Origin of the sequence: Pseudomonas sp. B21-053, from assembly GCF_026016365.1 — a bacterium.
Classification (GTDB): domain Bacteria; phylum Pseudomonadota; class Gammaproteobacteria; order Pseudomonadales; family Pseudomonadaceae; genus Aquipseudomonas; species Aquipseudomonas nunensis.
Genome location: NZ_CP087205.1, coordinates 2632530 through 2657512 on the forward strand (window position 1 = coordinate 2632530; position 24983 = coordinate 2657512).

Genomic DNA, 24983 nt, shown 5'->3' on the forward strand with positions numbered 1-24983 from the left:
TCAGGTCGATTGCTGGACTTGGCAATGTTTGCAGTCCAGCCCTCAATTCAAATTCGCGCCAACGCCTGCGCCAGATCCGCCCTCAAATCCTCCACATCCTCAACCCCGACCGACAATCTCACCAAGCCATCGCCAATCCCCAACTGCGCCCGGGTTTCCGCCGGAATACTCGCGTGAGTCATGATCGCCGGGTGCTCGATCAAGCTTTCCACGCCACCCAGACTTTCAGCCAGGGCAAAGATTTTCACGCTTTCAAGGAAGAGTTTGGCGCCCGCCAGGTCGGTGTTCAGGTCAACCGAAATCATCCCGCCAAACCCGCGCATTTGGCGGCGTGCCAGTTCGTGCTGCGGGTGCGAGGGCAGGCCCGGGTAGTAGACGCGTGACACTTGCGGCTGACGCTCCAGCCATTGCGCCAGTTCCAGCGCATTGCTGCAGTGGCGTTCCATGCGCAGGGCCAGGGTTTTCACGCCGCGTAGGGTGAGGAATGCGTCGAACGGGCCGGAGATCGCGCCGACCGAGTTTTGCAGGAAGCCCAGGCGTTCGGCCAGTTCCGGGTTTTGCCCGACGATGGCGATGCCGCCGATCACGTCTGAGTGCCCGTTGAGGTATTTGGTGGTCGAGTGCACGACGATGTCGAAGCCGAGTTCCAGCGGACGCTGGATCCATGGGCTGGCGAAAGTGTTGTCGGCCACGCAGATGATCCCGCGGTCACGGCAGAGGCGGGCGATGGCGCTGAGGTCGGTGAGGCTCAGCAGCGGGTTGCTTGGGGTTTCGACCCAGACCATCCGCGTGTTGTCCTGCAACGACGCTTCGAAAGCCGACAGGTCGGTCAGGTCAACGTAGCTGAAGCGATGCCCGGCGCTGCGTTGGCGTACTTTGTCGAACAGGCGGAAGGTGCCGCCGTACAGGTCGTTGCCGGAGACGATGTGCGAGCCGGCGTCGAGCAGCTCAAGCACGGTGGAAATCGCTGCCAGCCCGGAGGCGAAGGCGAAGGCCTGGGTGCCGCCTTCAAGGTCGGCGACGCAACGCTCCAGGGCGAAACGCGTCGGGTTGTGCGAGCGGCCGTAGTCGAGGCCTTTGTGCACGCCGGGGCTCGATTGCAGGTAGGTGGAGTTGGCGTAGATCGGCGGCATCAGCGCCCCGGTGGACGGGTCCGGCACCTGCCCGGCGTGGATCACCCGAGTGGCGAAGGCGCGCGGCGCACCGGTTTCATCGTGCTGACTCATGTAAGGGATCTCCGTAAGTGATTGAGCAGGTCGACGCGGGTAATCAGGCCGTGGAAGCCTGAGGCGTCGGCGATAATCGCCACCAGTCCGCGATCGAGTTCGGCTTGCAGTTCAGCCAGACTGGCGCCGGGCGACAGGGTTTGCACTTTGTCGGTCATTGCGCTGGCCACGGTCAAGCGAAAGTGCGAGGCATCTTCTTGCATGCCGAACAGAATATCCGACTCGTCGATCACCCCGACCAATTGCTTGCCGTCCACCAGCACTGGCAGTTGCGACACATCCGCCAGGCGCATGCGCTGGAACGCGGTGAGCAGCGTGTCGTCCGGGCCGACGCTGATCACTCGGCCATCTTCGAAGCGCCGGGAAATCAGGTCGCGCAGATCGCCGTAGCGTTTGTACTGCAACAGGCCCTGGTCGTTCATCCATTGGTCGTTGTAGACCTTCGACAGGTAGCGGGTGCCGGTGTCGCAGACGAACGTGACCACGCGTTTCGGCTCGGTTTGTTCGCGGCAATAACGCAGCGCTGCAGCCAACAAGGTGCCAGTCGATGAGCCGCCGAGAATGCCTTCGGCGCGAAGCAGTTGGCGGGCATGGTCGAAGCTTTCTTCATCGCCGATCGAGTAGGCGTGGCGCACGCTGGAGAGGTCGGTGATCGATGGAATGAAATCCTCGCCGATGCCTTCCACCGCCCACGAACCGGGCTTGCCGAGGGTGCCGCTGCGGCTGTATTCGGCCATCACCGAGCCGACCGGATCGGCCAGGACCATTTCGAGGTTGGGTTGTACGCGTTTGAAGAAACGGGTCAGCCCGGTCAGGGTGCCGGCAGAACCAACACCGACGACGATGGCGTCCAGATCATGCTGGGTTTGTGCCCAGATTTCCGGTGCGGTGCTGCATTCGTGGGCCAGCGGATTGGCCGGGTTGTTGAACTGATCGGCAAAGAACGCGTCGGGAATTTCCTTGGCCAAACGCGCCGCCACGTCCTGGTAGTACTCGGGATGGCCCTTGCCGACATCGGAGCGGGTGATGTGCACTTCGGCGCCCATGGCCTTCAAGTGCAAGACCTTCTCGGTGGACATCTTGTCCGGCACCACCAGCACCACGCGATACCCCTTGGCCCGGCCGACCAGCGCCAGTCCCAGGCCGGTGTTGCCGGCGGTGGCTTCGACGATGGTGCCGCCGGGTTTAAGGCGTCCGTCGCGCTCGGCGGCGTCGATCATCGCCAGGCCGATGCGGTCCTTGATCGAACCGCCGGGGTTCTGCGATTCGAGTTTGAGAAACAGCGTGCACGGGCCGGTGTCGAAGCGGCTGACGCGCACCAGCGGGGTATTGCCGATCAGTTCGAGAACGGCGGGGCGGGAATTATTCGGCATAGCGTCACCTCCTGTGGGGGGCAGCAACTGGCGGCGAAATGTCGCCCGCCCGTTGCAGGCAAATCACGCTTGGACCATAGGCCGGGTTGGCCCCATCCGCAACCGGGTGTCGCCATTCGGTAACGGCACGACGCTGTTCGTCGCGCGACAGTGGTTTGGGTCTTGGGGGCTTTATTAGGCGCCAAACTATGAATCTGAGATCTGGACTCAATTAAGCGTCTACGAAATTTCTCGTCGCTCATATAGTCTTGGGGCAAACGTCATCCGTCTTACCGGCTAGGTGGCAACGAATCTCGAATTTAAGGCAAAGGGAAATGTCGAGTGCTCAAAGATCGGGTCATAGAACGGTTCTCTCAGGAATTCGGGCATCCGGACCGAGTTCGACTGAAAGTCACTTCCTTTAATGCTGCGGGGCTTGGAATAGTCGTCCAGACTGACCAGCCCAATCGCGAAGATGCCGCGTTCGTCTGGTTACCGTACCCCCCGGACGATCAACCTGTTCCGGAAATTGCCTTGGAGTACGCCGGTGATTCAGGACGACATAGCGGCACTTATGCATCCGCAGGCTTGGAAAAAGGGCAGCCTGCGCTTAAGTTGATATTGAGTTCCGACGCCGAACTCAATGACGTTGTGTCATATATCAAGGCCTTTGCCGCCAAGGCCACTTTGCCTTCGGTGAGCGCTGCACCCGTGTTGACCACCTCAATTGAGGTCAGTGGCGAAGGTATGCGCTTCCCCGTTGATATCAACGGTATGCCTGCACCAAAACCCGTCGCCCCGCGCAGGGAGGCAATCTCCCGGGCGGTGCAACGTGAGGTTTGGCAACGGGATGGCGGGGCTTGCGTCGAGCGTGGGGTGCGCAAGCTGCTGTGTTTCGACCATATCGTTCCGTTTTCGCTCGGTGGCAGTAACACCGTCAGAAACCTGCAGTTACTCTGCGAACCTTGCAACCTATCCAAGGGTAATCGGATCTAGCCAATCTTGTTTCCGTTCGGTTGCGCCACCCGAACGGGAGCAAGCTCCCTCGCCACAGGTTTAGCAGATAGCCCTAGGCAGCCTCCGGCAACCTGGCAATCACCTTGATCTCAAAATCAAACCCATAAAGCCACGTCACCCCGACGCCAGTCAGTGTCGGGTGCGGCGCATTACCCCAGAACTCCGGCACGATCTTCCAGATGGTTTCGAACTTCTCTTCGGGATTGACGATGAAGACGGTGACATCGATCACGTCATCAAACGTGCAACCGGCCTCCTTCAAAATCGCGTTCAAGTTGTTGAAGGCGAGGCGTACCTGATCCTCCAGAACCGGCTCGGGCGAACCGTCCTCGGTACTGCCGACCTGCCCCGACACAAACAAAAAGCCATTGGATTTAATCGCTGGCGAATAGCGATTGCGCTCGTAAAGTGCCTGGCGTCCAGGCGGAAAAACCACATCACGCTGAGTCATAAAGTGCCTCCATCGGCAGGTCAACAGTGACCCGTCATTAACGATGAAGTGACTGTAAGGACTTGCACCCGCCCGATAAACGAGCAACCGTAGCTATCACTGTTTGTAAAACCCAAACAATCCGGGGCGAATATGGACCGTTTTGATGCGATGCAGGCCTTTGCGCGAGTCGTGGAGGCAGGCAGTTTCACCAAGGCTGCCGAGACGTTGCACATGAGCAAGACCAGCGTGACGCAATTGGTGCAGCAACTGGAGGCGCGGTTGCGGGTCAAGCTGCTCAATCGCACCACGCGCAAGGTCAACGTCACCGCCGACGGCGCGGTGTTTTACGAGCGCGTGGTGCGGCTGTTGGCGGACCTGGACGATGCCGAGACCGGTTTGTCCGGTGCGTCGGTGCAGCCTCGGGGACGCTTGCGGGTCGATGTGCCGAGTCCATTGGCGAGCATGATTCTGGTGCCGGCGCTGCCTGAGTTTCATGCGCGCTATCCCGACATCCAGATCGACATGGGCGTCAGCGATCGCATGGTCGATATCATCGGCGAGAACGTCGATTGCGTGGTGCGCGGCGGCGAACTCACCGATCAGTCGCTGATGGCACGGCGGGTCGGCGATCTGCAACTCGGCGTGTTTGCGGCGCCGAGCTATCTGGCGCGCGTCGGCACGCCATTGCACCCACGGGAGCTGGAGGATTCGGCGCATCGCATCGTCGGTTTCCTCTGGGCGCGCACCGGCAGGGCCTTGCCCTACGCCATGCGTAGCGACAGTGAGAGCGTGGAGATAAAGGGGCGCTACGTACTGGCGGTCGATGACGGCAACGCTTATCTCGCGGCGGGCCTGGCCGGGCTCGGCGTGCTGTGGATGCCCGACTACATGTCCAAGGCCCACGAAGCGAGCGGTGATTTGGTGCGTTTGTTTGAGGGCTGGCAGCTTGATCCGATGCCGATTTATGTAGCGTTTCCGCCGAACCGGCATATCAGCCGCAAGCTACGGGTGTTTATCGATTGGGTCGCGGAACTGATGACGCAGCATGCGCCGATCACGGATCGGCCGGATGCATAAGGCCCTTGAAAACATTCTTCGGCATTTCCGAAATTGATTTTCGATTTTTGCCTGATTATCAAAATAAACCTTAAGCACTAACGTTGCGGCATTCCCCTTCGGCGCATCACTTAATGTTTGAGGTCAACAGCATGGAACCCACGAACACCGAATCTGCGACCCCACCAAACCCGCAACGCCGGACCTTCCTGGCCCAGGCTGGTGCAGGGGCTGCCGTACTGGCCGCTGGCGCGTTGCTCAGTCCGGCCAACGCTTCCGCCGCGCAAAGCACCGGCGCGGCAACGCCGACTTCGAGCAAATCCAAGGGTGGTTTCTGGCCGGGCGATACGCGGTTGGTGGTTTCGATTTCCATGCAGTTCGAAGCCGGTGGACAGCCGCTCAAAGACACCGACAGCCCGTTTCCCCGCGTGAATTTCCCCGACAGCGTGCCCTCGGACCCGGCCACCAATACCTGGTTTGCCTATGGCTACCGCGAAGGCGTTCCGAGGCTGCTCGACCTGTGGGATCGCCACGGCGTCAAAGTCACCAGCCACATGATCGGCGATGCGGTGAAACGCAACCCGGCGCTGGCCAAAGAGATCGTTGCCCGTGGCCATGAAGCCTCGGGTCACGGCCCGCACTGGAGCTCGCAATTTGCCATGAGCCGGGAAGAGGAGCGCGCCTTCCTGCAGCAAGCCGCGAGCATGCTGACCGAGGTCACCGGCCAACCCGTCAAGGGCTACAACTGCAACTGGCTGCGGCGCGGCCCTAATACGTTGGCACTGTTGCAGGAGCTGGGTTACGTCTATCACATCGATGATGTCAGCCGCGACGAACCCTTTATCGAACAGGTCAACGGCAAGGATTTTGTCGTGGTGCCGTACACCCTGCGCAACAACGACATCGTGCTGATCGAGGGTCGCAACTACTCGCCGGGGCAATTCCTGGAGCAGATAAAACTGGAGTTCGATCAGCTCTACGAAGAGGCCGGCAGCCGGCGGCGCATGATGTCGGTCAGTGCGCATGACCGGATTAGCGGCACGCCGCAGATGGTGAGGGTCTGGGACGAGTTTCTGCGCTACGCCAAACGCCATCCGGGTGTCGCCTTCATGCGCAAGGACGCCATCGCCGAATACACCCTCAACAGCCCACTCAGCATTCGGGAAACCGAGACGATCTGAGTCTTGCCCGACATCATTTAAAGGAAGTCTGACGATGCCACGTTCAATCGCATCCGCGTCCCTCATCGCCGGTATTTTGTTCGCCGTGACAGTCTCCGGTACTGCCGCCGCCACCGAGCTGGTGAAACCCGGTGTGTTGATCACCGACAAGAGCCTGAGCGCCGCGCAACTCAAACTCATGGAAACCGCCGCCCGCCGTTACGACACCTTCTGGAACACCGGCGAAGAAGCGTTCGCCCGGGAGGCGCTGGCAAACAACTTCATCGACAAGACCCCGCCCGAAGGTCGCAAACAAGGGCCGGAAGGGCCGTTGCTGGCATCCCGGGCGTTTCGTGGTGCGGTGCCGGACCTGAGTTGCGAGGTCGAGCAAATGATCATCGCCGGCGACCGGGTCGTGGTGCACCTGCATTTTCGCGGGCATTTCACCGGGACCTTTGGCGACACCAAAGGCACCGGGCAAACCGTGGACTTCATCGCCACCGATATCTACCAGATTGAAAACGGCAAAATTGCGGCGAACTGGCACATTGAAGACAACCTGACGTTGACGAAGCAGTTGGGCATGTCTCACTAACTTCCGCCGTCACGCAAATTTCCCCCTGTGGGAGCGGGCTTGCTCGCGAAAGCGTCGTATCAGTCGACATAAACGTGTCTGACACACCGCATTCGCGAGCAAGCCCGCTCCCACAGGGGATTTGTGTTGGTTTTAGGTCTGTGCGGGGGCGATCCATTTGTTGATGGTGGGCGCTTGCCATTGCTCCAGCGCATCAATAAGTGCCGCCGGTTCGGTGTTGAAGATCAGCATGTCGCTGTGTTCGGTTTTCATGAAGCCTTCCTTCACTGCATGCTCAAGCAGGCTGCGCACCGGGTTGAAGAAGTCGCCGATGTTCAGGCAGGCGACGCCTTTGTTGTGCTCGCCGAGCTGGGTCAATGTCGCGACTTCGAACAATTCTTCAAAGGTCCCCAAACCGCCCGGCAAGGCAATGAAGGCGTCCGCCCATTCGCTCATGCGGGTCTTGCGGCTGCGCATGTCCGGGGTGATTTCATGCCGGGTCAGTCCGCCATGCAGATGACCGAGGTCGTGCAGGTAGCGGGTGATGATGCCCACCACTTCGCCACCTTCGGCCAGCACGGCATCGGCGACGATCCCCATCAAACCCCGGTCGGTGCCGCCGTACACCAGTTGCAAACCGCGCCTGCCGATTTCCCGGCCCAGGGCGCGAGCACCTTCGGTATAGGCGGGGTTGAAGCCAAAGTTGGAACCGGAGAAAACCGCAATGCTGCGAAGTGGGGTGGGCATCGATTGTGTCCGCTTGAGGGCTGAGCGCCTCATCCTGCGGCTAGTTGGACTGATGCAAAAGCGCCAAGAATCGAGTGTTCGAATAGGCCATGAAGCCGTTACAACAATTCCAGAATGCGCTGGCCAAGGCGTTCGGCGGTGGCCTGGGAATCGATGTTGGCGAACCCGAGCAGCAGCGCCGAATCGGTCTGGCCACGAATGCTGAAATCGCTCAGCGCTTCGGCATAAATCCCTGCCTGCTGAAGGCGCTCGACCAGCGCGCGATCAGATTGTTGATCCGTCAGCCGCAGGATCAAGTGCATGCCACCCGGTTGCGCATCAATGCGAATCCGCTCGCCCAAAACAGCCTTGAGCCCCCGCGCAGTCGCCTCCCGGCGTTCGCCGTAGAGTTTGCGCATGCGCTGGATATGCCGGGCGAAATGACCCTCGGTGAGAAACGTGGCGACGATGGCCTGAGTGAGTTCCGGGCAGTTGCCAAGGAAGGTCTGACCGACGTGCTCGAAGCGCTCGACCTGCGCCGGCGGCACCACCAGATACGAGAGGCGGATCCCGGGAAACAGCACCTTGCTGAACGTGCCGGCATACAACACCCGACCGTCGCGATCCAGGCTCTTGAGCGCGGGCAACGGGCGGCTGACGTAGCGGTATTCGCCGTCGTAGTCGTCCTCGACAATCCAGGCTTGCTCACGGCTCGCCCACTCCAGCAGTTCCAACCTGCGCGGCAACGACAGCGACACGCACAGCGGACTTTGATGCGCCGGCGTGACCACTGCCGCACGGGCGTCCATCGCGTTGTTCACCGCTTTCGCGACCTGCATGCCGTCCTGATCGACCGGCACCGGCACCGTTTCAATCTGCAGATGCGTGAGCAATTGCCGGGTCGGCAGGTAGCCAGGGTCTTCGACCAACACGCGGTTGCCGGGTTTGAGCAAGGTGTGGGCGATCAGCGTCAGTGAGTTGCGGTAACCCGAAGTGATAAACACCTGGGACGGCGCGCAGTTAATACCGCGTGCGACTTGCAGGTAAGTGGCAATCGCGATGCGCAACGATTCCAGGCCGTACACCGACGGGTTGGCCATGTCCGTTACCTGCGTGGCGCGAACGCAACGGGCGCCAATCTGCGCCCAGATTTTCCGTGGAAACGCATCCAGCGCCGGCAAGGCCATTTGAAACGGCAGGATTGGCGCCTTGTGCCGGATCGAAGTGTTTTCGACCGTTCGCTCGGCGGCAGAAGAGGGCGCCCGCACATTGATCCCCGGCGCCACCACCGTCCCGGCCTGACCGCGCGCCTGAATGTAGCCTTCGGCAGTCAGCAGCGAATACGCGGTATCGATGGTGCCACGGGCCAGGCCGAGTTCTTTCGCCAATGCCCGGGCCGCCGGAATCCGCTCGCCCGGCGTGAGCGCGCCATCGGAAATCGCGCTACGGAACCGCCAGTAGATTTGCCGGTAGATCGGTTCTTTGGACGCCGGGTCCAGGGGCGAAAAAGGCTTGCCGGGATTTGTCATTGCGCCTCGTGATGGTGGAAATACGTGTGCAGCGCCTGATCAGTCGAGGCGCGGGCCTCAGCGACAGCATCCGGGCCCAGGGCGGTGCCTTCGACTGTGAAGAAATTTAGATCATGCAGGCCGATCATGTTTAGCACGGCTTTGAGATACGGCGTCAAAAAGTCCGGCTGACGCGCACGTTCCCCGGAAAATCTCCCGCCCGAAGCAATGGCCACGAACACCGGACGATCGCGCAGCATCGGTGTTTTGCCTTGCGCGCCGACATTAAACGTCCGGCGCACCCGAGCGACGTGATCAATCCACACCTTCAATGCCGAGGGCACGGTGAAGTTGTGCATCGGCGTGCTGATGACCAGCACATCGGCGCTTTCCAGTTCGTTGATCAACGTTTCGGACTGGATAAAAGAACCCTCTTGAGAGACGTCTTCGAGCGATTGTTGGGAGATCGCGTAGTTCTCATCCACATGCGCGATCCCGCCGGCGCCTACCACTCGATTAATCAATTCGGCGTTCGGATCGCGCTGCAATAAATGCCCGATCACTTTTTGCGACAGCCGATAGCTCTCGGACGCTTGCCCGCGAGGGCTGCAACTGACATGCAGGATATTCATGGTGTTTACCTTCCGGATGATCGACAGAGGCACCCATGCTACGAACCCTATGACCCAGGCAAAAGATCCATGAAATGCCTTTCTGACTGGTCCATGAATGGATAAGTATGGCCCATGACAATAGGCAGATCATGGACCTTCACCGCTGGTCCATGAAGCACCACGATGGAGTCCTCAAATCAGCCAACAGAGGATTCATCATGACTAATCGCATCGACTACGCCAGCGCTTCGCCCGACGGTTACAAGGCATTCGGTGGCGTCTACGTGACCCTGCAAAAAACCGGTCTGCCCCACGAACTGATCGACCTTGTGTACCTGCGCGTCTCGCAAATCAACGGCTGCGCCTACTGCATCGACATGCACTCGCGGGACCTGATCAAGCTCGGCGTCAGTGTGGAAAAACTGGTTTTGGTGCCGGTCTGGCGCGATGCCGGTGCCGTATTCAGCACCCGCGAACGCATCGCTCTCGCCTGGGCCGAAACCGTCACGAACGTGGCCGAAACCGGCGTGCCGGACGCGGACTATCAAGCCACCGCCGCCGAGTTCAACGAAAAGGAACTGGCCGACCTGACTTACGCCATCGGCTTGATGAACGCCTTCAACCGCTTCGGCGTGACGTTCCGCTCGATCCCTGCGGCGGCCAACAAAGCCTGAACCCTTTAGGCGAGCGCCGCGTCGGCGCTCGCTCACTTCTCATTTGCTAAACGAAAGGAGTTGTCACCATGGCATGGTTATTACTAGGTCTCGCCGGCATCCTCGAAATCGCCTTCGCATTTGCGATGAAAGGCTCGGAAGGTTTCACCCGATTGACTCCAGGACTTATCGCCGCCGCCACCGGCGTGTCGAGCGTCTACATACTTTCCGTGGCGCTGCGTTCCTTGCCGGTGGGCACGGCTTATGCGGTGTGGACCGGCATCGGCGCGGCGGGCACGGCGATTCTCGGGATGGCGATATTGGGGGATTCAACCACGCCGTTGCGGGTGCTTTGTATCGCGCTGATCTTGGGCGGCGTTATCGGGTTGAAGTTGGTGTCGGCGAATTGATCGGCCTCAATCAACTTCATCGTCAAAAATGCTTTCAATCGGCAACTCAAACGCCCGGGCAATTTGAAACGCCAGCGGAAGGCTTGGGTCATAGCGCCCATTTTCAATGGCGTTGATTGTTTGCCGCGAGACATTCAACAGTGCCGCCAGATCAACTTGCGACCACTTACGTTCGGCGCGAAGTTCTTTCAGTTTGTTTTTCATTGATAACGACGTCTGGCGACCTGAAGCCCGATGATCCACATCAAACCCATCACCGGCCACACAAAGGTCCAGTTGAGATGTGGAAAACCGACATTCTCCAGAAAGCCGTAACTGAAGGTCAGCAGCGCGGACGCCGCAAAGGCAAAACCAAGCGCTTCGAACTGGATGCGCAAGTGCATTTCATCCATCTGCCGAAGGTTGCGCACGATGGCCCAGCACATTAACGCCGCCGGCAGCATTGGCATCAACGTTACGGTAACCCGCAAGGCCGTGCTGGCGTTTTCCAGATGCTGTAGCAGCGTCAGCGAGCCGGCCAGCATGATCATGTAGAGGGTGAGTGAGGCGGCCATTTCGTAGTAGTAACGTTTCATTTCATCGTCCTGATGTAAAAGGTGCTTTACATACTCGCCGAAGTTTTTCGCGATGTAAAGGGTGCTTTACGTCTAGGGCAGATCTCCATTCAGCCACTCCTGATTCATCGTCTCGGCATCGCCCAAATAATCCAGCAACCAGGTCATGGCGGGCGAAAGCTTGTTTTGATTCCACGCCACGCACGACGGGCTGGCGGCGAAAGGGCGTTGCAGGTTCAGGGCGACCAGTTCGCCTTGCTTGATCAGCGGGATCACCAGGTGCGCCGGCGCCATGCCCACGCACAAACCTTCACGCAAACAATCCAGGGCCGAGGCCCAATTCGGCACCACCAGTCGTCGCTGATTATCCAGCGACCAGGTATCGCGTTTCGGCAGGTGGCGCGAGGTGTCGTTCATGCACAGCGCGGGGTAGGGCCGCAGTTGATCGTCGTCCAGTGGTTCGTCCATTGCCGCCAACGGATGCCCGGCGCTGGCCACGCACAACCAGTTCAACAGGCCCATGTCGCGGAAACTGTAATGACTGGCCACCGGCACGGCACTGGTGGCGCCGATCACAATGTCAGTGCGTTCATCGGCGAGGGCGTCCCACACACCGTTAAATACTTCGTAGCCGAGCAGCAATTCAACGTCGGGAAACTGTTTATAAAAATCCAGCACCAATTGCCGGCAGCGCTCCTGTTTGACGATGGCATCCACCGCGACTTTCAACTGGCCGCTCCAGCCGTTGGCCACTTGCTGGCACAGGCGCCGGGTGTCGAGCATGTTTTTCATGACCCCACGAGCCTGCTCGATAAACAGCTTGCCGGCCGGTGTCAGCTCGACATCGCGATGCCGCCGCACAAACAGCGGCACCGCTAGCCATTGTTCCAGTTGACGCACGGTGTAACTGACCGCCGACGGCACGCGGTGCAGCTCCTGCGCCGCCGCGCTGAAACTGCCGTGCCGAGCCACGGCATCGACTACATCGAGGGAATATTCAGACCACATTCAGTTGCCTTCAAAAATATTGATAAGACCGTCCAATTATTATCGCTTCACAGCAAAGTCTCACCACCCATAATGGCACGCTGCTAACAAATTATTTGATTTGAAGATTCCGTTAGGGCGTTGATGAAAAACTCGTTTGGTTTCACCTGTTATTTGATTGGGCTGAGCGTGCTCGGCTACCTGGGTATGGACATGTATCTCCCGGCGTTCGGCGTCCTTGGCGGCGATTTGCACTTGTCGGCCGGCGCGGTCGGCGCGAGCCTGAGCATCTTCCTCGCCGGGTTTGCCGTCGGGCAATTGTTGTGGGGACCGTTGTCGGACCGCATTGGTCGCAAACCAGTGCTGTTAATGGGCTTGAGCCTGTTCGCAATGGGCTGCCTCGGCATGTTCTGGGTCGAAACCGAAGTGCAACTCTGGGCGCTGCGCTTTATCCAGGCCGTCGGCGTGTGCTCGGCGGCGGTCAGTTGGCAAGCACTGGTGATCGACCGCTACCCGCCACACCAGGCCAATCGCTTGTTCGCCGGGATCATTCCGCTGATGTCCCTGTCGCCCGCACTCGCGCCACTGCTGGGGGCGATGCTGCTCAATCACTGGGGCTGGCAGGCGATTTTCGCTGTACTGCTCGGCATCAGCGTCGCATTGCTGGTGCCCACGGCGTTGCTCAAAGCCACGCCGAAACGCCTGACGGCCAGCGGCGAACGTTCCCGCATCAGTTTCGGACAACTCCTCAAGACATCGGCCTTCAGCGGCAACGTGCTGATCTACGCTGCCTGCTCCGCCGCATTCTTCGCCTGGCTCACCGCCTCACCGTTCATCCTCGGCGGCATGGGCTACAGCCCCAGCGACATTGGCCTGAGCTACGCACTTCCAACCTTGGGATTCCTGATCGGCGGCTTCAGCTGCCGCAGTTTGCTGCAACGGATCAGCGGCCAACTGATGCTGCCGTGGCTGATCCTCGCGTTTTGCCTGAGCATGGTCGCGTTGTACCTGGTGGCGACGTTGACCACGCCGACCCTGACCACATTACTGATCCCGTTTTGCCTGATGGGATTGGTCAACGGCGCCAGTTTCCCGATCATCATTACGAATGCGCTGATGCCATTCCCGGACAATTCCGGCAAGGCCGCGGCCCTGCAAAACGCGTTGCAACTGGGGGCGTGCTTTGGCGCGAGTTTGCTGGTGTCAACGTGGATCGAACAGCCGTTGCAGACTGCCGTGATGGTGATGCTGGGGACCGTGCCGGTGGCGGTTTTGGGGTATTGGATGCAGGGGCGCAAGAGCGGCGCGGCTGAGCGGTTTGGCCGGGTTGAAACGGATCAGTAACGGAGTTCTGAAAACCCCAAACAAAACACGTTCCCTGTAGCAACTGGCGAAGCCTGCGTTCGGCTGCGCAGCAGTCGCGAAATAAGCCAACGCGGTGTTTCAGGTAGACCGTGCACTCAGTTTTTACGACTGCTTCGCAGCCGAACGCAGGCTTCGCCAGCTGCTACAGGTTGGGTTTAAGGCACGAAAAAGCCCGGCTGATCAGGCCGGGCTTTTTGTTGAGTACCGCGATGAAACCATTCATTTATGCGGTGCGGTTTTGGATCAGACGGTCGGAGCCACCTTCAGCAACGCGGTTCTGGATCAGACGATCAGAACCACCTTCAGCAACGCGATTCTCAATCAGACGATCCGAGCCACCTTCAGCAACACGATTCTCGATCAGACGATCCGAACCACCTTCAGCAACGCGATTCTCGATCAGACGATCCGAACCACCCTCAGCCACACGGCTTTCGATCAATCGATCCGAACCGCCTTCAGCGATCATGGTGCGAGAAGGCGCGGCAAAAGCGTTAACTGCGAAAACCGAGAAAGCGATGCTGAGAAGGATTTGGCGTTTCATGATGGTGTGCTCCGGGGGAGTTATTGGTTGGTATGGATGCGATGTTACGCCCCGGAATTTTTAAGAGAACTTCATTGATGTGATGGTGACTATCGACGCTGGCAATGGTTGAGGAGGGCGCCTTTGCACCGGCGATTTTCCACCCTGAACCCGCGATTCAAGGTGACGTCAGGCAAAAGTCAGATGATTCACTATTCTGTCATCACAGCCGATAGCCTTATGTGCAAGCGCCTTGCATCCACGACCAGCGGGAAATTATGCCGAACAATCTCGCCCCTATCGTCTCAACGCTCGCCAATCGATCGAGCCTGTCGTTGGCACGTGCCTCTCTATTCAAATTCGTGGGGCTGTTGGCGGCCGTGTTTTTACTGGCCAGCGGTTCGCTGATTTATCTCGCGCATGATCTGGACCGCACAGAAGAGGTCGAAAGCGCTTTCTACACAAAGAAAGCCGTGCAATCGCTGGAAAAATCCCTGCGCTCAACCGTCAAGGACTACGCCTTTTGGGGCGATGCCTACAAGCATCTGCACACGGATATAGACGTTGACTGGGCCTACACCCGGCAAAACGTGGGTTCAACGCTATACACGGATTTTGGCTTTCAGGGGGTGTTTGTCGTCGACGACGCCAATCGCACCGTTTATTCCGTGATCAAGGGTGAGCTCAAGCCCGTTGACGCCGCCGAGTGGCTGGAGCAGTCCTCCCTGGCCGGGATCCTCGATAAAGCACGTGCCGGCGCCGAGACAGAAACGCCTACGACCACCTTCATCAATGTGAAAGGTATACCCACCCTCATCGCGGCCGCCGCCATTACTCCGGGAACCGACCCGAGCGTAGTACCTGATGAGAAGCCGCCGTCGGTGTTGATTTTCGTGGATATGTTGAACAGCACCAAGCTGGCCCTGATCGGCGACGATTTTGGGGTCGATCGCCTGCACGCCGCCACGCCTGACGAGATGGGCACCACGTCATTCCTTGCATTGGGCGATGACGGCACGGCCGGCCGCCTGCACTGGAGTTCATCAAAGCCCGGCCTGCGTTTATTGGGGGTAGGGCTGCCATTGATCGGCATCGCTGCGCTGTTGGTGTGCCTGATGACCTGGTTCATTTTGCGCCGTGCGACCGCCGCGGCGCAGGCACTCGATGCCAGCTACACATCGCAGCAACGCAGCCAGGACGCGCTCGCGACCAGCGAAGCGCGTTTTCGCGACGTGGTTGAAGCCAGTTCGGACTGGGTCTGGGAGATCGATGCCGACTGGCGTTTGACCTTCCTGTCCGAGCGATTTGAAGTCGTTACAGGCCTTTCCAGAGACGCCTGGACCGGAGCCGTGATCGATGATCTGTTGCATCTCGAATCCGGCACGTTGTCGCAGTGGCTCAGCATCCCGAAGCGCCGCCCCGACATCAGCGTCCAGTGTCGCTATATCGACAGCAAAGGTCAGGAGCGAATCACCCGTCTTTCAGCTCGAGAAATGACCGGGGACGGATTCCGCGGGACCGCGACCGATGTCACAGAGGAAGTTGAAGCCCGTCGCCGGATCGAATTCCTCTCGCAGCACGACGCCTTGACCGGGCTCCCCAACAGGACACGTCTTCAGGAGTTTCTTGACGGCAAACTCAAGGCACTGCCGACGGCGGAGCAACCGCTGATCATGCTCAGCCTGGACCTGGATCGGTTCAAACCGGTCAATGACTTGCTCGGGCACGCCGCTGGTGATTTGGTGCTTAACCAGGTATCGAACCGCCTGGCCGACTGCGTGCGCGATGGGGACCTTGTTGCCCGTGTCGGGGGCGATGAATTTGTCCTGATCCTTACGGATGTCAGCACCCAGGACGAGGTCGAGGCGCTTTGTCGCCGCCTGATCGAGTCGATTGAGCGGCCTATCGAAATTGGCGAGCAAGAAGTATTCGTCAGCGCCAGTATCGGCATCGCGATGGCGCCAACGGACGCTTTTGAGGCGGCCGAGCTGCTTCGCTACGCGGACATTGCGTTGTACGAGGCCAAGGCCGGAGGGCGTAATACCTGGCGCTTTTACGCGGGGGACATGAACGCCAGGATCATTGAGCGGCGTCGCCTGGAAAGCGACCTGCGCTATGCGATCAAACACGGTGAACTGCGCCTGCATTTCCAGCCTCGCTATCGAATCGCCGACGGTCAGATGGTCGGCGCCGAAGCGTTGGTACGCTGGCAACACCCTGTGCGCGGTTTAATCCCGCCCGACACGTTTATCCCGATTGCCGAAGAATCCGGGCTGATCCTCGCGTTAAGCAACTGGGTCATCAATACCGCCTGCAACTGCGCCGCCCAGTGGCCGAACAGTTTGTTCGTTTCCGTCAACCTTTCACCGATCGAATTCAGGCAAGGCAACCTGATCGAGCGCATTCAGCAAACCCTGTACGACTCGGGCATCGACCCTGCCCGGGTAGAACTGGAAATCACCGAAAGCGTCATGCTTGAAGATGCCGCCGGCGCGCTGGAGGTGATGCGAACGCTCAAGCGCCTCGGCGTGCGGATATCCATGGACGACTTCGGCACGGGATATTCGTCACTGAGTTACCTGCGCGAATTCCCTTTCGACGGCCTGAAAATCGACCGCAGCTTTTTGAGCCGCTTGGTTGAAAGCGAGGATGACAAGGCGATCGTCCAGGCCATCGTCGGGTTGGGGCGTGCGTTATCGCTCACCGTGACGGCAGAGGGCATCGAAACGGCGGAGCACCTCAGATTGCTGAAAGCGGTGTCTTGCGATGAAGGTCAAGGCTACTACTTGAGCCGGCCGCTGGAGATTGAGGCGTTCAACGCCTTGGTGGAACATGCAGGAGCCAAAAGCATCGTTTGAACCGCCTCAGTAGAAGCTGATGGCTAATTGATTTCAAAATGTTACCGCTTCAACGGTTTTTTTGTTAGATTGCGCGCCTCAAAAATTAACCAGGGAAGCGTTATGTTTTTTGTTATTTGGCAAGGATGGGGCCTTCTGGCAGTTGTTATTCCGCTAATCTGCGTCATACCTTTCGCCGGGCTCGGCAATGGGCTCGGGCTGGGTGTCGGCCTACTGGTCGGCGCGGCCGTCAACGCCTATGTTGGCCACCGGATGAACAACCAGCCGGGCAAGATCTACATCGATAGAGACACCGGCGGCGAAGTCGTCTTTCGCAAGAAACACACGCTGTTCTTTGTGCCGATGCAGTACATCTCGGTACTGTGGGTGGTGATGGGTATCTTCATGTTGTTGAATGCGCACTAAGACCTGATTTCAGATAAAAAAAAGCCCGGCTTATCAGACCGGGTTTTTTGTTGAGTCCCGCGATGAAACCATTCATTTATGCGGTGCGATTTTGGATCAGTCGGCCGGAACAGGCTTCAGCGATTGAGGCAGATCAGTAACGGAACTCTGAAAATCCCAAACAAAACACGTTTCCTGTAGCAGCTGGCGAAGCCTGCGTTCGGCTGCGTTCGGCTGCGAAATAAGCCAGCGCGGTGTTTCAGCGAAACCGTGCACTCAGGTTTTACGACTGCTTCGCAGCGGAACGCAGGCTACGCCAGCTGCTACGGGTTGGGTTTAAGGCACGTATCGCGATGAAACCATTCATTTATGCGGTGCGGTTTTGGATCAGACGGTCGGAACAGCCTTCAGCAATTGAGACAGATCAGTGATGCAGTTCTGAAAATCCCAAATAAAACACGTTCCCTGTAGCAGCTGGCGAAGCCTGCGTTCGGCTGCGAAGCAGTCGCGAAGTAAGCCAGCGCGGTGTTTCAGGGAAACCGTGCACTCAGGTTTTACGACTGCTTCGCAGCCGAACGCAGGCTACGCCAGCTGCTACGGGTTGGGTTTAAGGCACGTATCGCGATGAAACCATTCATTCATGCGGTGCGATTTTGGATCAGTCGGCCGGAACAGCCTTCAGCGATTGAGACAGATCAGTAACGGAACTCTGAAAATCCCAAACAAAACACGTTCCCTGTAGCAGCTGGCGAAGCCTGCGTTCGGCTGCGAAGCAGTCGCGAAGTAAGCCAGCGCGGTGCTTCAGGGAAACCGTGCACTCAGGTTTTACGACTGCTTCGCAGCCGAACGCAGGCTACGCCAGCTGCTACGGGTTGGGTTTAAGGTACAAAAAGCCCGGCTTATCAGTCCGGGTTTTTTATTGTCTTGAATTTGCCGCGTCATCGACAGGCAAATCAGTGCCTTAATGAGTTGCGACACAATGGCTTAAGATCATCGACGCTGGAATGGACCTCTCGACTCAAGGACGCGACATCTATGGAAACTGGCTTTTCTCAAATCAGCGAGCGTTTGAACAATCGTCGATTTACGGTAGCGGGTAACGCGCACGGGGTATCTGGCGCAGGCACCGTATTTCATTATCAGGTCGAAGACGCTGCCATTTCGGGCACTTACCAGGGCGGCCGGATTCGCATGGGGCATCAAGTCGGGCGCGTGACAGGCCCCGATAGCATCGAGCTGCTTTATCACTGCTTGACGACAGATGGCGAGATGCTCGCAGGCTGGTCTCGTGGCACGGTTGGCATTGATGACGCAGGGCGCACCACGTTGGCCTTCGTATGGGGCTGGTTGTCGGGCGCGAGTGGGGGCGGGGAGTCTAACTACGTCGAGCTTGTCGCATAGCGGCGTGTCAGATGTGAAAAAGCCCGGCTGATCAGGCCGGGCTCTTTGTTGGGGACTGCTTTAAGGCTATTTACTTATGCGGTGCGATTCTGGATCAGACGATCCGAGCCACCTTCGGCGACGCGGTTCTGGATCAGACGATCCGAACCACCTTCAGCAACACGATTCTCGATCAGACGGTCCGAGCCACCTTCAGCGACGCGGTTCTGGATCAGACGATCCGAGCCACCTTCAGCAACGCGTTTTTCGAGCAGACGATCCGAACCACCTTCAGCGACGCGGTTCTCGATCAGACGATCGGAACCACCTTCGGCAACGCGTTTTTCCAGCAGACGATCCGAGCCACCTTCAGCAACACGATTCTCGATCAAGCGATCCGAACCACCCTCAGCCACACGGCTTTCGATCAACCGATCCGAACCACCTTCAGCGATCATTGTGCGAGAAGGCGCTGCAAAAGCGTTAACTGCGAAAACCGAGAAAGCGATGCTGAGAAGGATTTGGCGTTTCATGATCGTGTGCTCCGGGTGTTGTTAGTTGGGTATGGAGCGGATGTTACGCCGACGGTTTTTTATGAGAACTTCATTGACGTGATGGTGACTATCGACGTTGGCGATGGTGGAACAACCACCGCCTGCACCGGAGTCCAACGGCTCTCTTATCGTCAGAAACTGTACTTCGCCGTCAGCCGATAACTGCGCGGATCGCCATAAGTATCCGTGGAGCCCCACACAGTGCTGCTGCCAATCGCCGCGTAGTAAACACGGTCGAAGATGTTGTTGGCATTCAGTTGCAAGTCCAGATGCTTGGTCACCTGATAACCCGCCATCAAGTCGGCCACGGCGTAGCTGCCTTGTTCAAGCCGATAAGTCCCATTGGCTACAGCAACGTCGTTGTACATGCGGCTCTGCCAATAGACGTTGCCACCCACACGGAGTTTTTCCAGCGGGCCCTGGAGGCGGTAAACGGTCGAAAGTTTGAACAGATGCTCCGGCGTGTCAGTCTCGAAACGCTGATTCTTGTTGGCCGGGTCGGAGTCCTTGATGTAGTGGGCGCGGGTGTAGGTGTAGCCGGCGCCGACCTGCCAGTTTTCGGTCAGCGCGCCTTGCAGTTCCATGTCGATCCCTTGGCTGCGCACCAGGCCAGAGGCTTCGTAGCAGGTCAGGACCGGGCAACCCAGTTGAGTGGCGGCTTCGGTGGAGCGGTTTTTCTGGTCGGTCTGGAACACCGCCAGACTGGCGTTGAGGGCGCCATCGAAATATTCACCCTTGATGCCGATTTCGTAGTTTTCCCCCACGATCGGATCAAGCAGTTTGCCTGAAAGATCCTGCGAGGTTTGCGGCGTGAAAATGTCGGTGTAGCTGGCGTACACGGAATGGTGATCGTCGAGCTTGTAGATCAGGCCACCGTAGCGCGTCAGGTTGCGCGTCACCTTATAGTCGCCGTCTCCCGAGCGGTCATCGTAGTCATACCAGTCCAGGCGCCCGCCGAGAATCAGCGTGAGCGGGTCGGCCAGACTCAAACGGGTGGTCAGGTAAACGGCGTCTTGAGTGGTGATGTTGTGGGTTTTGCCGTCACGCACGAAGTCCGGTTTCGGCGCGCCGATCGGCAACCCGGTGTCGTAAGGGCTGTAGTCTTTGCTGGTGTTGTCGTAAATGCGCTTGCTGGTGCCGATCACCACTTCATGCGTGCGCCCGAACGCTTCCACCGGGCCGCTGGCGTAGGTATCGAACGCGGTCTGCTTTTCGTCCTGCTTCGATTGCCAGGCAGTGGTCTCCAGCGGACCGTCGTAGCGCGACAGGTAAGTCCCGGAGAACATGCCGTCCAGCGTTGAAGTCGAGCCGGCGAAGTGCAATTTCCAATCATTGTCGAAGCGATGCTCGATGTCGCCGAACACCGTGTCGACCCGCAGCTTTTTGTTTTCCCAATCCGTGCCGGGATACGTGGAGCGGGGCAGATTCAGGTGATGACCGTCCGTGCCGAGCGGCAAACCTCCCCAAAAGAAATTGGTCTGATCCTCCTGGCGGGAGAAGCCCAGGGACGCGGTGGTGCTGTCGCTCAGATCCGCTTCCGCAATCCCGTAGAACAGACCGTGGTCGCTTTGCTCCTTGTCGCGAAAACTGTCGGCATCCCGGTAAGAACCCACCATCCTTCCGCGCAACGTGCCGCTGTCGTTGAGCGGACCGGAAGCATCAAACTCACCGCGATAATCATCCCAACTGCCGGCCGCACCCGTAACACTGAGTTGCGGCGTGAACGTCGGGCGCTTGCGCACCATATTGATCGCCGCCGATGGATTACCAGCGCCGGTGACCAGCCCCGTGGCACCGCGAATCACCTCCACGCGATCAAACATCGCCAGGTTAGGCTGCACGCCCATGGTGTAGCCCGAATACGAACTCGGCAGACCGTCGTACATGATGTTGTCGATGTCGAAACCGCGAGAACTGTAAGTCTGACGACCCGGCCCGCTGGACTGACTGAGGAACAGGCCGGGCGTATTCTTCACCACATCGTTCACGCTGGTCATGGCCTGATCGTCCATGCGCTGACGGGTAATCACCGTCACGGCTTGCGGGGTTTCACGCATGGTCAGAGGCAACTTGGTGGCAGTCTGCATCGGGCCGGTGGTGTAGGAGCCGGTGCCTTCAGTGGTCGCACCTAACTGCTCGCTGGTGATGTTGGTTGCATCCAGCTCCAGCGTCGCGGGTGGGGTCGCGGTTTCAGCGGCGATAGCGGCATGAGTGCTTGCGAAGTAGATGGCGATGGCCAGAAGACCAGGTGAAAAAGGCGTACGGCTTTGCGGTTGATGCCCAAGCATGAATCTGACTCTCCCTGACGGCCGTCCATGGCAATGATAATCGTATTGATAATTATTCTCGTCAGTCTGGCAGATTGCTTCGCTTGTAAAAACCCTTTGCGGACAGGGATTTAACAAATTTTTCACATTTATAACATGAAGGGCGGGGCATAAGGCAGGTTTGGACGGGCAATCAGACGGGATCGTTGAGGCGCAAATACGAGCGGAAATCACGATGATGGGTGCGCTGCAAACAACCGAATTCATCACGCGCAAACCCAAAAAAAGGGCGCCATCACGGCACCCTTTTTTATCGATTCAATCGAACGAGCAACCATCAACCCTCTTGAGGCCAACGATCTTCTATTTCAAACCAGGACGCTTTCGACGAAACACACACGTGTTTCTGCTTGGGCGGGTTAAACGGCGTATCAAGCGTACCGACCGCAACCGAAATCCAATCCGCAAACGCTCCATTCGAATCCGACCAGAACAACGAAGTCCCACAGCTCGAACAAAACTGCCGCGTGACCCCGGCTGACGATTGAAAACGCTTGAGCGCATCTACGCTGCTCGCGATGGAAATGTCCGACCGGGGAACGCTGGCGTACGTCGCGAACGCGGCGCCATGGGCTTTTCGGCATTTTTCGCAATGACAGTGGGAGACGGCTTTCAGTTGACCCGAAACCTCATAGCGCACAGCGCCACAAAGGCAGCTTCCTTGATGAAATTCATCCATGTTCATCGGTTACTCGACAAAAGAAGGGGAAAGGCAAGACCCGCCATGCTACGGCATCACGGACACAAAAAAACGGGCACCACCACAGCGCCCGTTTTCATTTACTCCTTAACCTGCGCCCGTAAGCGCCGGCCGATGACATCCATCAAGTCGCAACCGTCGCGCAAGGGAATGACCAATAGCCTGGAGAAGTCTGCCAGTACCACCGTGTCGCAACCGATCTCGGCGCGGTAGGCGATGTTCTCCAACACCTGCGTGACCGTGCGAATGCGGTAATCGGCCATGGCTTGCAGGACGTGGAGTGGGGCTTGGGTGTCGATGAGTAGGGAAGCCGGGACCAGGTCGATTCCGGTTAGGGGGATGTATCTATCCATAAAGGTAAAACTCCGATCAAAGCAAAGTTTGACTGCCCTCAATCGTCGCCAAACGAATGGGTGACAGCTGTACGCAGGTTGGCGAACCGGGATCGGAAAACCGGCAGACCCGAAGGTCTCCCGCGCACAGCTGCCATAAAGACAGCTTTGCGAGCGTGCAACAGCATCTGCAAAAAAGCACAGAGCTTTTGCACCCGATCAAACAGGTCGCCAAACCTGGTCGCCATTTGGGCGACGGGGCGGACTATAAGCTTCATCGTGAAAGGGGGCAAGACAGAATGGTATGAAGACCTTGTGGGAGTTGAGTGCGGGTGACCCGGTAACTTAAGAAAAGATCTGGTGCATTAAATGGGACTTTATAGATATCCGCCATATGTTAATAGCGGACATCCGTGTGCTCTTTATCGTTGTTAACTGATCCAGGTAATAAGCTGAGTCAGGTCATTTGGGTGGGTGGCATGATTGACTGATTGCGTATTTTGCATTCTTGTTATAAAGTTTATACGTGCTGTGTCGTTTTTTTGAATTCCTAAACATGCCTCAATTGCGCCTCTTTCCCATACCCAAATTCCTCTAGCTCTAAGCTGTTCTGCCAGGTTTGAGATCTCCGCTTGCATTGCTATTGCCATGTTTGAAAATGCTTGCTCTGGAGCCACTGGTACCGTTAAGCCATTACTATCTTTTCGAGTTGGGAATCCATCAGTGCCAAGGTAGTAGCCGCCATGTATTTGATTGTTGGAAAACCAGTTTTTACACGCCAAATAGTCCGGGTCGGTGATGCTGATCAAATTATTTAAAGTGGCAACTTTAAATACGTAGTCTAGGTCTACCACAGCTTTTGGGGTGAACCCAACACCTTGTAAAACTTGCATCATTGGCCATATTGATGAACTACTTGAACCCTCGATTAAGCAAGTCTTATCCTGAGATAGGCTTCTAGCAGTAAGGCTTTTGTAAAGTGCGGGAAGCATCATGGATTCAGTTTTACCCTCCACGACGACCACTTTTTCCGAGAATAGGAGGTAGGTTGAGTTTTGAAGGGAGAATATTACATTGGCTTGATGGGAGTGAGTCGATATTAAATTCGCCGCAGTGGTCAATTTGGTTCGAGTTACAGTTTCTCCATCGATATTCTTATATATTATTGATGTGTTAAGCCCATGAGAATTTCCTAGCATAAGGGGAGAGTGAGTAGAAAATATAACCTGAAAATTTTGACTAGATAGTAGTTCCAGCGACTCTCGCAGTCTTTCGATTGCTTGAGGGTGAAGATAAAGCTCTGGTTCATCTATAAGAAGTATGGTGATAGAGCCTTGTCCGTTGCGCTGATTCATTTGTGATGCTAGAAGCTTTATGAGAGCCATTTGAACTGTTCGTTGTGCTCCATGCCCATAAGAAGTGAAAGGGCGTTGGTGTCCATGCCCGTCTGAAAGTGAAATGGTTGCTCCCTTTATTAGGTCTTCTAGTGTTGGTGGAAGTATTTCTAGATGCATGCCTAGACCAGGAAAAAACTCTGCAATTTCTATTGCAGCTTGAACCTCTAATGATTCCAGCTCCCTTAGGCGTCCAGGCCCGGTAAGATGAGATCCGAGAGTTTGTAGGTCTGATAATACGGTTTCTAATGCGGTGATGTTGTTTATTCGGATTTGTTCTACTGCATATTTTAATAGAAGACCAATCGTGTTTTTTGCGGCGAAGCGACTGATATCGTCGGCGGAATCATCCATTGCTTCTATATATAGCGGATCGGGAAAAAGCGCTCCAATAGCGTTGTCCAATCCTGTAGGGTTAGGTGCCCACTCCAATGTGTTTGGATTGAAAACTTCTATTCTGATTTGTGCGGCGGGAACACCGGGTGCATCTTGCCGTCTTCTAAAGCGCAATGCTCCATCTGATACAAATCGATCTACTTGAATTTGTTGATTTGATGGAAGTAAATTCAAATTTACATTTGATATGTGACCTTCCACTATTACAGGTTGTTCTGGGTCGTAAAACATGTGGGCTTGAAGTACTGACTTATGTAGAAGCCAGCTTATTGCTCTAAGTACATTGGATTTTCCAGAGTTATTATAACCAATTATAGGGTTGTAGCTGTTGAGAGGGATCGCGACCGATACACACGAGCAGAAGTTTTGAATTTTGATATATTCCAAGCGCATATTTTTTCCCTAAAAGATTATGGTAGTTAGTATATGCATCAACTGCTCTTGGTTTCGGAGGCAGGTGCCTAGAAGGAAGGTTCTCCTTTTTTTGGGGGGTTGTTTTC

At 57.2% G+C, this 24983-nt stretch carries 25 protein-coding genes; 10 read left to right on the top strand and 15 right to left on the bottom strand.

Going from position 1 to position 24983, the window contains the following annotated elements; genetic code table 11:
- Positions 1-47 precede the first annotated feature (47 nt).
- Together LOY68_RS12180 and LOY68_RS12185 are read right to left on the bottom strand one after the other, a co-directional pair.
- Positions 48-1226 carry a cystathionine gamma-synthase gene (locus LOY68_RS12180; protein ID WP_054054970.1) on the bottom strand — a complete coding sequence of 393 codons (1179 nt, stop codon included), beginning with the start codon at positions 1224-1226 and terminating at the stop codon, positions 48-50.
- Positions 1223-2599 carry a cystathionine beta-synthase gene (locus tag LOY68_RS12185; RefSeq protein ID WP_265044829.1) on the bottom strand — a complete coding sequence of 459 codons (1377 nt, stop codon included), beginning with the start codon at positions 2597-2599 and terminating at the stop codon, positions 1223-1225. The genes LOY68_RS12180 and LOY68_RS12185 overlap by 4 nt, the downstream gene beginning before the upstream one ends.
- Positions 2600-2920: 321 nt before the next feature.
- Here LOY68_RS12185 and LOY68_RS12190 point away from each other — a divergent pair, with 321 nt between their 5' ends.
- Positions 2921-3574 (top strand): HNH endonuclease, encoded by a 654-nt coding sequence (locus LOY68_RS12190; protein ID WP_265044830.1) that lies wholly within the window; start codon positions 2921-2923, stop codon positions 3572-3574.
- A 73-nt stretch (positions 3575-3647) separates the two neighbouring features.
- Here LOY68_RS12190 and LOY68_RS12195 read toward each other — a convergent pair whose 3' ends face one another.
- Positions 3648-4046 (bottom strand): RidA family protein, encoded by a 399-nt coding sequence (locus LOY68_RS12195; protein ID WP_265044831.1) that lies wholly within the window; start codon positions 4044-4046, stop codon positions 3648-3650.
- 132 nt (positions 4047-4178) lie between these two features.
- Here LOY68_RS12195 and LOY68_RS12200 point away from each other — a divergent pair, with 132 nt between their 5' ends.
- The 3 genes from LOY68_RS12200 (at position 4179) to LOY68_RS12210 (ending at position 6839) form a co-directional block, all read left to right on the top strand.
- Positions 4179-5105: a LysR family transcriptional regulator gene (locus LOY68_RS12200; protein WP_265044832.1), complete on the top strand. Its 927-nt coding sequence runs from the start codon at positions 4179-4181 to the stop codon at positions 5103-5105.
- Positions 5106-5236: 131 nt separating this feature from the next.
- Positions 5237-6265 carry a polysaccharide deacetylase family protein gene (locus tag LOY68_RS12205; protein ID WP_265044833.1) on the top strand — a complete coding sequence of 343 codons (1029 nt, stop codon included), beginning with the start codon at positions 5237-5239 and terminating at the stop codon, positions 6263-6265.
- A gap of 34 nt (positions 6266-6299) precedes the next feature.
- A complete protein-coding gene (locus tag LOY68_RS12210) occupies positions 6300-6839 on the top strand; it encodes an ester cyclase (protein WP_265044834.1) in 540 nt (179 codons plus the stop codon).
- Positions 6840-6971: 132 nt separating this feature from the next.
- On the opposite strand, the gene LOY68_RS12215 is transcribed toward LOY68_RS12210, so the two are convergent.
- The 3 genes from LOY68_RS12215 to LOY68_RS12225 form a co-directional block, all read right to left on the bottom strand.
- Positions 6972-7565 carry a TIGR00730 family Rossman fold protein gene (locus tag LOY68_RS12215; protein WP_265044835.1) on the bottom strand — a complete coding sequence of 198 codons (594 nt, stop codon included), beginning with the start codon at positions 7563-7565 and terminating at the stop codon, positions 6972-6974.
- A 98-nt stretch (positions 7566-7663) separates the two neighbouring features.
- Positions 7664-9073 (bottom strand): PLP-dependent aminotransferase family protein, encoded by a 1410-nt coding sequence (locus tag LOY68_RS12220; RefSeq protein WP_265044836.1) that lies wholly within the window; start codon positions 9071-9073, stop codon positions 7664-7666.
- Positions 9070-9684, bottom strand: coding sequence for an FMN-dependent NADH-azoreductase (locus LOY68_RS12225; RefSeq protein ID WP_265044837.1), 615 nt, complete (start codon positions 9682-9684; stop codon positions 9070-9072). The genes LOY68_RS12220 and LOY68_RS12225 overlap by 4 nt, the downstream gene beginning before the upstream one ends.
- A 200-nt stretch (positions 9685-9884) precedes the next feature.
- Between LOY68_RS12225 and LOY68_RS12230 the strand changes: the two genes are divergently transcribed.
- A complete protein-coding gene (locus LOY68_RS12230; RefSeq protein ID WP_265044838.1) occupies positions 9885-10340 on the top strand; it encodes a carboxymuconolactone decarboxylase family protein in 456 nt (151 codons plus the stop codon).
- Between the two features lie 68 nt (positions 10341-10408).
- On the top strand, positions 10409-10729 hold the full coding sequence (locus tag LOY68_RS12235; RefSeq protein WP_163909573.1) for a DMT family transporter: 321 nt from the start codon (positions 10409-10411) through the stop codon (positions 10727-10729).
- 6 nt (positions 10730-10735) lie between these two features.
- Here LOY68_RS12235 and LOY68_RS12240 read toward each other — a convergent pair whose 3' ends face one another.
- The 3 genes from LOY68_RS12240 to punR form a co-directional block, all read right to left on the bottom strand.
- Positions 10736-10933, bottom strand: coding sequence for a helix-turn-helix transcriptional regulator (locus LOY68_RS12240; RefSeq protein ID WP_163909574.1), 198 nt, complete (start codon positions 10931-10933; stop codon positions 10736-10738).
- Complete coding sequence (locus LOY68_RS12245) at positions 10930-11304, bottom strand: hypothetical protein (protein WP_265044839.1); 375 nt, start codon at positions 11302-11304, stop codon at positions 10930-10932. Before LOY68_RS12245 ends, LOY68_RS12240 begins: the two co-directional genes overlap by 4 nt.
- Before the next feature lie 72 nt (positions 11305-11376).
- Positions 11377-12291 carry a DNA-binding transcriptional activator PunR gene (gene punR, locus LOY68_RS12250; RefSeq protein WP_265044840.1) on the bottom strand — a complete coding sequence of 305 codons (915 nt, stop codon included), beginning with the start codon at positions 12289-12291 and terminating at the stop codon, positions 11377-11379.
- A gap of 123 nt (positions 12292-12414) precedes the next feature.
- On the opposite strand from punR, the gene punC reads away from it, so the two are divergent.
- Positions 12415-13614 (top strand): purine nucleoside transporter PunC, encoded by a 1200-nt coding sequence (gene punC / locus LOY68_RS12255; RefSeq protein WP_265044841.1) that lies wholly within the window; start codon positions 12415-12417, stop codon positions 13612-13614.
- A gap of 244 nt (positions 13615-13858) precedes the next feature.
- On the opposite strand, the gene LOY68_RS12260 is transcribed toward punC, so the two are convergent.
- Entirely contained in the window at positions 13859-14179 is a 321-nt protein-coding gene (locus LOY68_RS12260) for a hypothetical protein (RefSeq protein ID WP_265044842.1), read from the bottom strand.
- 257 nt (positions 14180-14436) lie between these two features.
- Here LOY68_RS12260 and LOY68_RS12265 point away from each other — a divergent pair, with 257 nt between their 5' ends.
- From LOY68_RS12265 to LOY68_RS12275, 3 genes are all read left to right on the top strand, one after another.
- Positions 14437-17016, top strand: a complete 2580-nt coding sequence (locus tag LOY68_RS12265; RefSeq protein ID WP_265044843.1) for an EAL domain-containing protein — start codon at positions 14437-14439, stop codon at positions 17014-17016.
- Positions 17017-17118: 102 nt separating this feature from the next.
- The gene (locus tag LOY68_RS12270) at positions 17119-17421 is read left to right on the top strand and encodes a hypothetical protein (RefSeq protein WP_265044844.1); all 303 of its coding nucleotides are present in this window, start codon (positions 17119-17121) and stop codon (positions 17419-17421) included.
- 1014 nt (positions 17422-18435) lie between these two features.
- On the top strand, positions 18436-18801 hold the full coding sequence (locus LOY68_RS12275) for a hypothetical protein (RefSeq protein WP_265044845.1): 366 nt from the start codon (positions 18436-18438) through the stop codon (positions 18799-18801).
- Between the two features lie 74 nt (positions 18802-18875).
- Here LOY68_RS12275 and LOY68_RS12280 read toward each other — a convergent pair whose 3' ends face one another.
- The 5 genes from LOY68_RS12280 to LOY68_RS12300 all read right to left on the bottom strand — a co-directional run bounded on the left by LOY68_RS12280 (position 18876) and on the right by LOY68_RS12300 (position 24876).
- Positions 18876-19313: a phage infection protein gene (locus tag LOY68_RS12280; RefSeq protein ID WP_265044846.1), complete on the bottom strand. Its 438-nt coding sequence runs from the start codon at positions 19311-19313 to the stop codon at positions 18876-18878.
- Positions 19314-19465: 152 nt separating this feature from the next.
- On the bottom strand, positions 19466-21622 hold the full coding sequence (locus tag LOY68_RS12285) for a TonB-dependent siderophore receptor (RefSeq protein ID WP_265044847.1): 2157 nt from the start codon (positions 21620-21622) through the stop codon (positions 19466-19468).
- 316 nt (positions 21623-21938) lie between these two features.
- Positions 21939-22340 carry a GFA family protein gene (locus LOY68_RS12290; RefSeq protein WP_265045772.1) on the bottom strand — a complete coding sequence of 134 codons (402 nt, stop codon included), beginning with the start codon at positions 22338-22340 and terminating at the stop codon, positions 21939-21941.
- A 101-nt stretch (positions 22341-22441) separates the two neighbouring features.
- On the bottom strand, positions 22442-22714 hold the full coding sequence (locus LOY68_RS12295; protein WP_265044848.1) for a hypothetical protein: 273 nt from the start codon (positions 22712-22714) through the stop codon (positions 22442-22444).
- Positions 22715-23124: 410 nt separating this feature from the next.
- Complete coding sequence (locus LOY68_RS12300; RefSeq protein WP_265044849.1) at positions 23125-24876, bottom strand: ATP-dependent nuclease; 1752 nt, start codon at positions 24874-24876, stop codon at positions 23125-23127.
- Positions 24877-24983 lie beyond the last annotated feature (107 nt).

Coding starts and splice junctions, on each gene's coding strand:
- LOY68_RS12180 (WP_054054970.1), bottom strand. CDS start 1,226: ATGAGTCAGCACGATGAAACCGGTGCGCCGCGCGCCTTCGCCACTCGG.
- LOY68_RS12185 (WP_265044829.1), bottom strand. CDS start 2,599: ATGCCGAATAATTCCCGCCCCGCCGTTCTCGAACTGATCGGCAATACC.
- LOY68_RS12195 (WP_265044831.1), bottom strand. CDS start 4,046: ATGACTCAGCGTGATGTGGTTTTTCCGCCTGGACGCCAGGCACTTTAC.
- LOY68_RS12200 (WP_265044832.1), top strand. CDS start 4,179: ATGGACCGTTTTGATGCGATGCAGGCCTTTGCGCGAGTCGTGGAGGCA.
- LOY68_RS12205 (WP_265044833.1), top strand. CDS start 5,237: ATGGAACCCACGAACACCGAATCTGCGACCCCACCAAACCCGCAACGC.
- LOY68_RS12210 (WP_265044834.1), top strand. CDS start 6,300: ATGCCACGTTCAATCGCATCCGCGTCCCTCATCGCCGGTATTTTGTTC.
- LOY68_RS12215 (WP_265044835.1), bottom strand. CDS start 7,565: ATGCCCACCCCACTTCGCAGCATTGCGGTTTTCTCCGGTTCCAACTTT.
- LOY68_RS12220 (WP_265044836.1), bottom strand. CDS start 9,073: ATGACAAATCCCGGCAAGCCTTTTTCGCCCCTGGACCCGGCGTCCAAA.
- LOY68_RS12225 (WP_265044837.1), bottom strand. CDS start 9,684: ATGAATATCCTGCATGTCAGTTGCAGCCCTCGCGGGCAAGCGTCCGAG.
- LOY68_RS12230 (WP_265044838.1), top strand. CDS start 9,885: ATGACTAATCGCATCGACTACGCCAGCGCTTCGCCCGACGGTTACAAG.
- LOY68_RS12235 (WP_163909573.1), top strand. CDS start 10,409: ATGGCATGGTTATTACTAGGTCTCGCCGGCATCCTCGAAATCGCCTTC.
- LOY68_RS12240 (WP_163909574.1), bottom strand. CDS start 10,933: ATGAAAAACAAACTGAAAGAACTTCGCGCCGAACGTAAGTGGTCGCAA.
- LOY68_RS12245 (WP_265044839.1), bottom strand. CDS start 11,304: ATGAAACGTTACTACTACGAAATGGCCGCCTCACTCACCCTCTACATG.
- punR (WP_265044840.1), bottom strand. CDS start 12,291: ATGTGGTCTGAATATTCCCTCGATGTAGTCGATGCCGTGGCTCGGCAC.
- punC (WP_265044841.1), top strand. CDS start 12,415: ATGAAAAACTCGTTTGGTTTCACCTGTTATTTGATTGGGCTGAGCGTG.
- LOY68_RS12260 (WP_265044842.1), bottom strand. CDS start 14,179: ATGAAACGCCAAATCCTTCTCAGCATCGCTTTCTCGGTTTTCGCAGTT.
- LOY68_RS12265 (WP_265044843.1), top strand. CDS start 14,437: ATGCCGAACAATCTCGCCCCTATCGTCTCAACGCTCGCCAATCGATCG.
- LOY68_RS12270 (WP_265044844.1), top strand. CDS start 17,119: ATGTTTTTTGTTATTTGGCAAGGATGGGGCCTTCTGGCAGTTGTTATT.
- LOY68_RS12275 (WP_265044845.1), top strand. CDS start 18,436: ATGGAAACTGGCTTTTCTCAAATCAGCGAGCGTTTGAACAATCGTCGA.
- LOY68_RS12280 (WP_265044846.1), bottom strand. CDS start 19,313: ATGAAACGCCAAATCCTTCTCAGCATCGCTTTCTCGGTTTTCGCAGTT.
- LOY68_RS12285 (WP_265044847.1), bottom strand. CDS start 21,622: ATGCTTGGGCATCAACCGCAAAGCCGTACGCCTTTTTCACCTGGTCTT.
- LOY68_RS12290 (WP_265045772.1), bottom strand. CDS start 22,340: ATGGATGAATTTCATCAAGGAAGCTGCCTTTGTGGCGCTGTGCGCTAT.
- LOY68_RS12295 (WP_265044848.1), bottom strand. CDS start 22,714: ATGGATAGATACATCCCCCTAACCGGAATCGACCTGGTCCCGGCTTCC.
- LOY68_RS12300 (WP_265044849.1), bottom strand. CDS start 24,876: ATGCGCTTGGAATATATCAAAATTCAAAACTTCTGCTCGTGTGTATCG.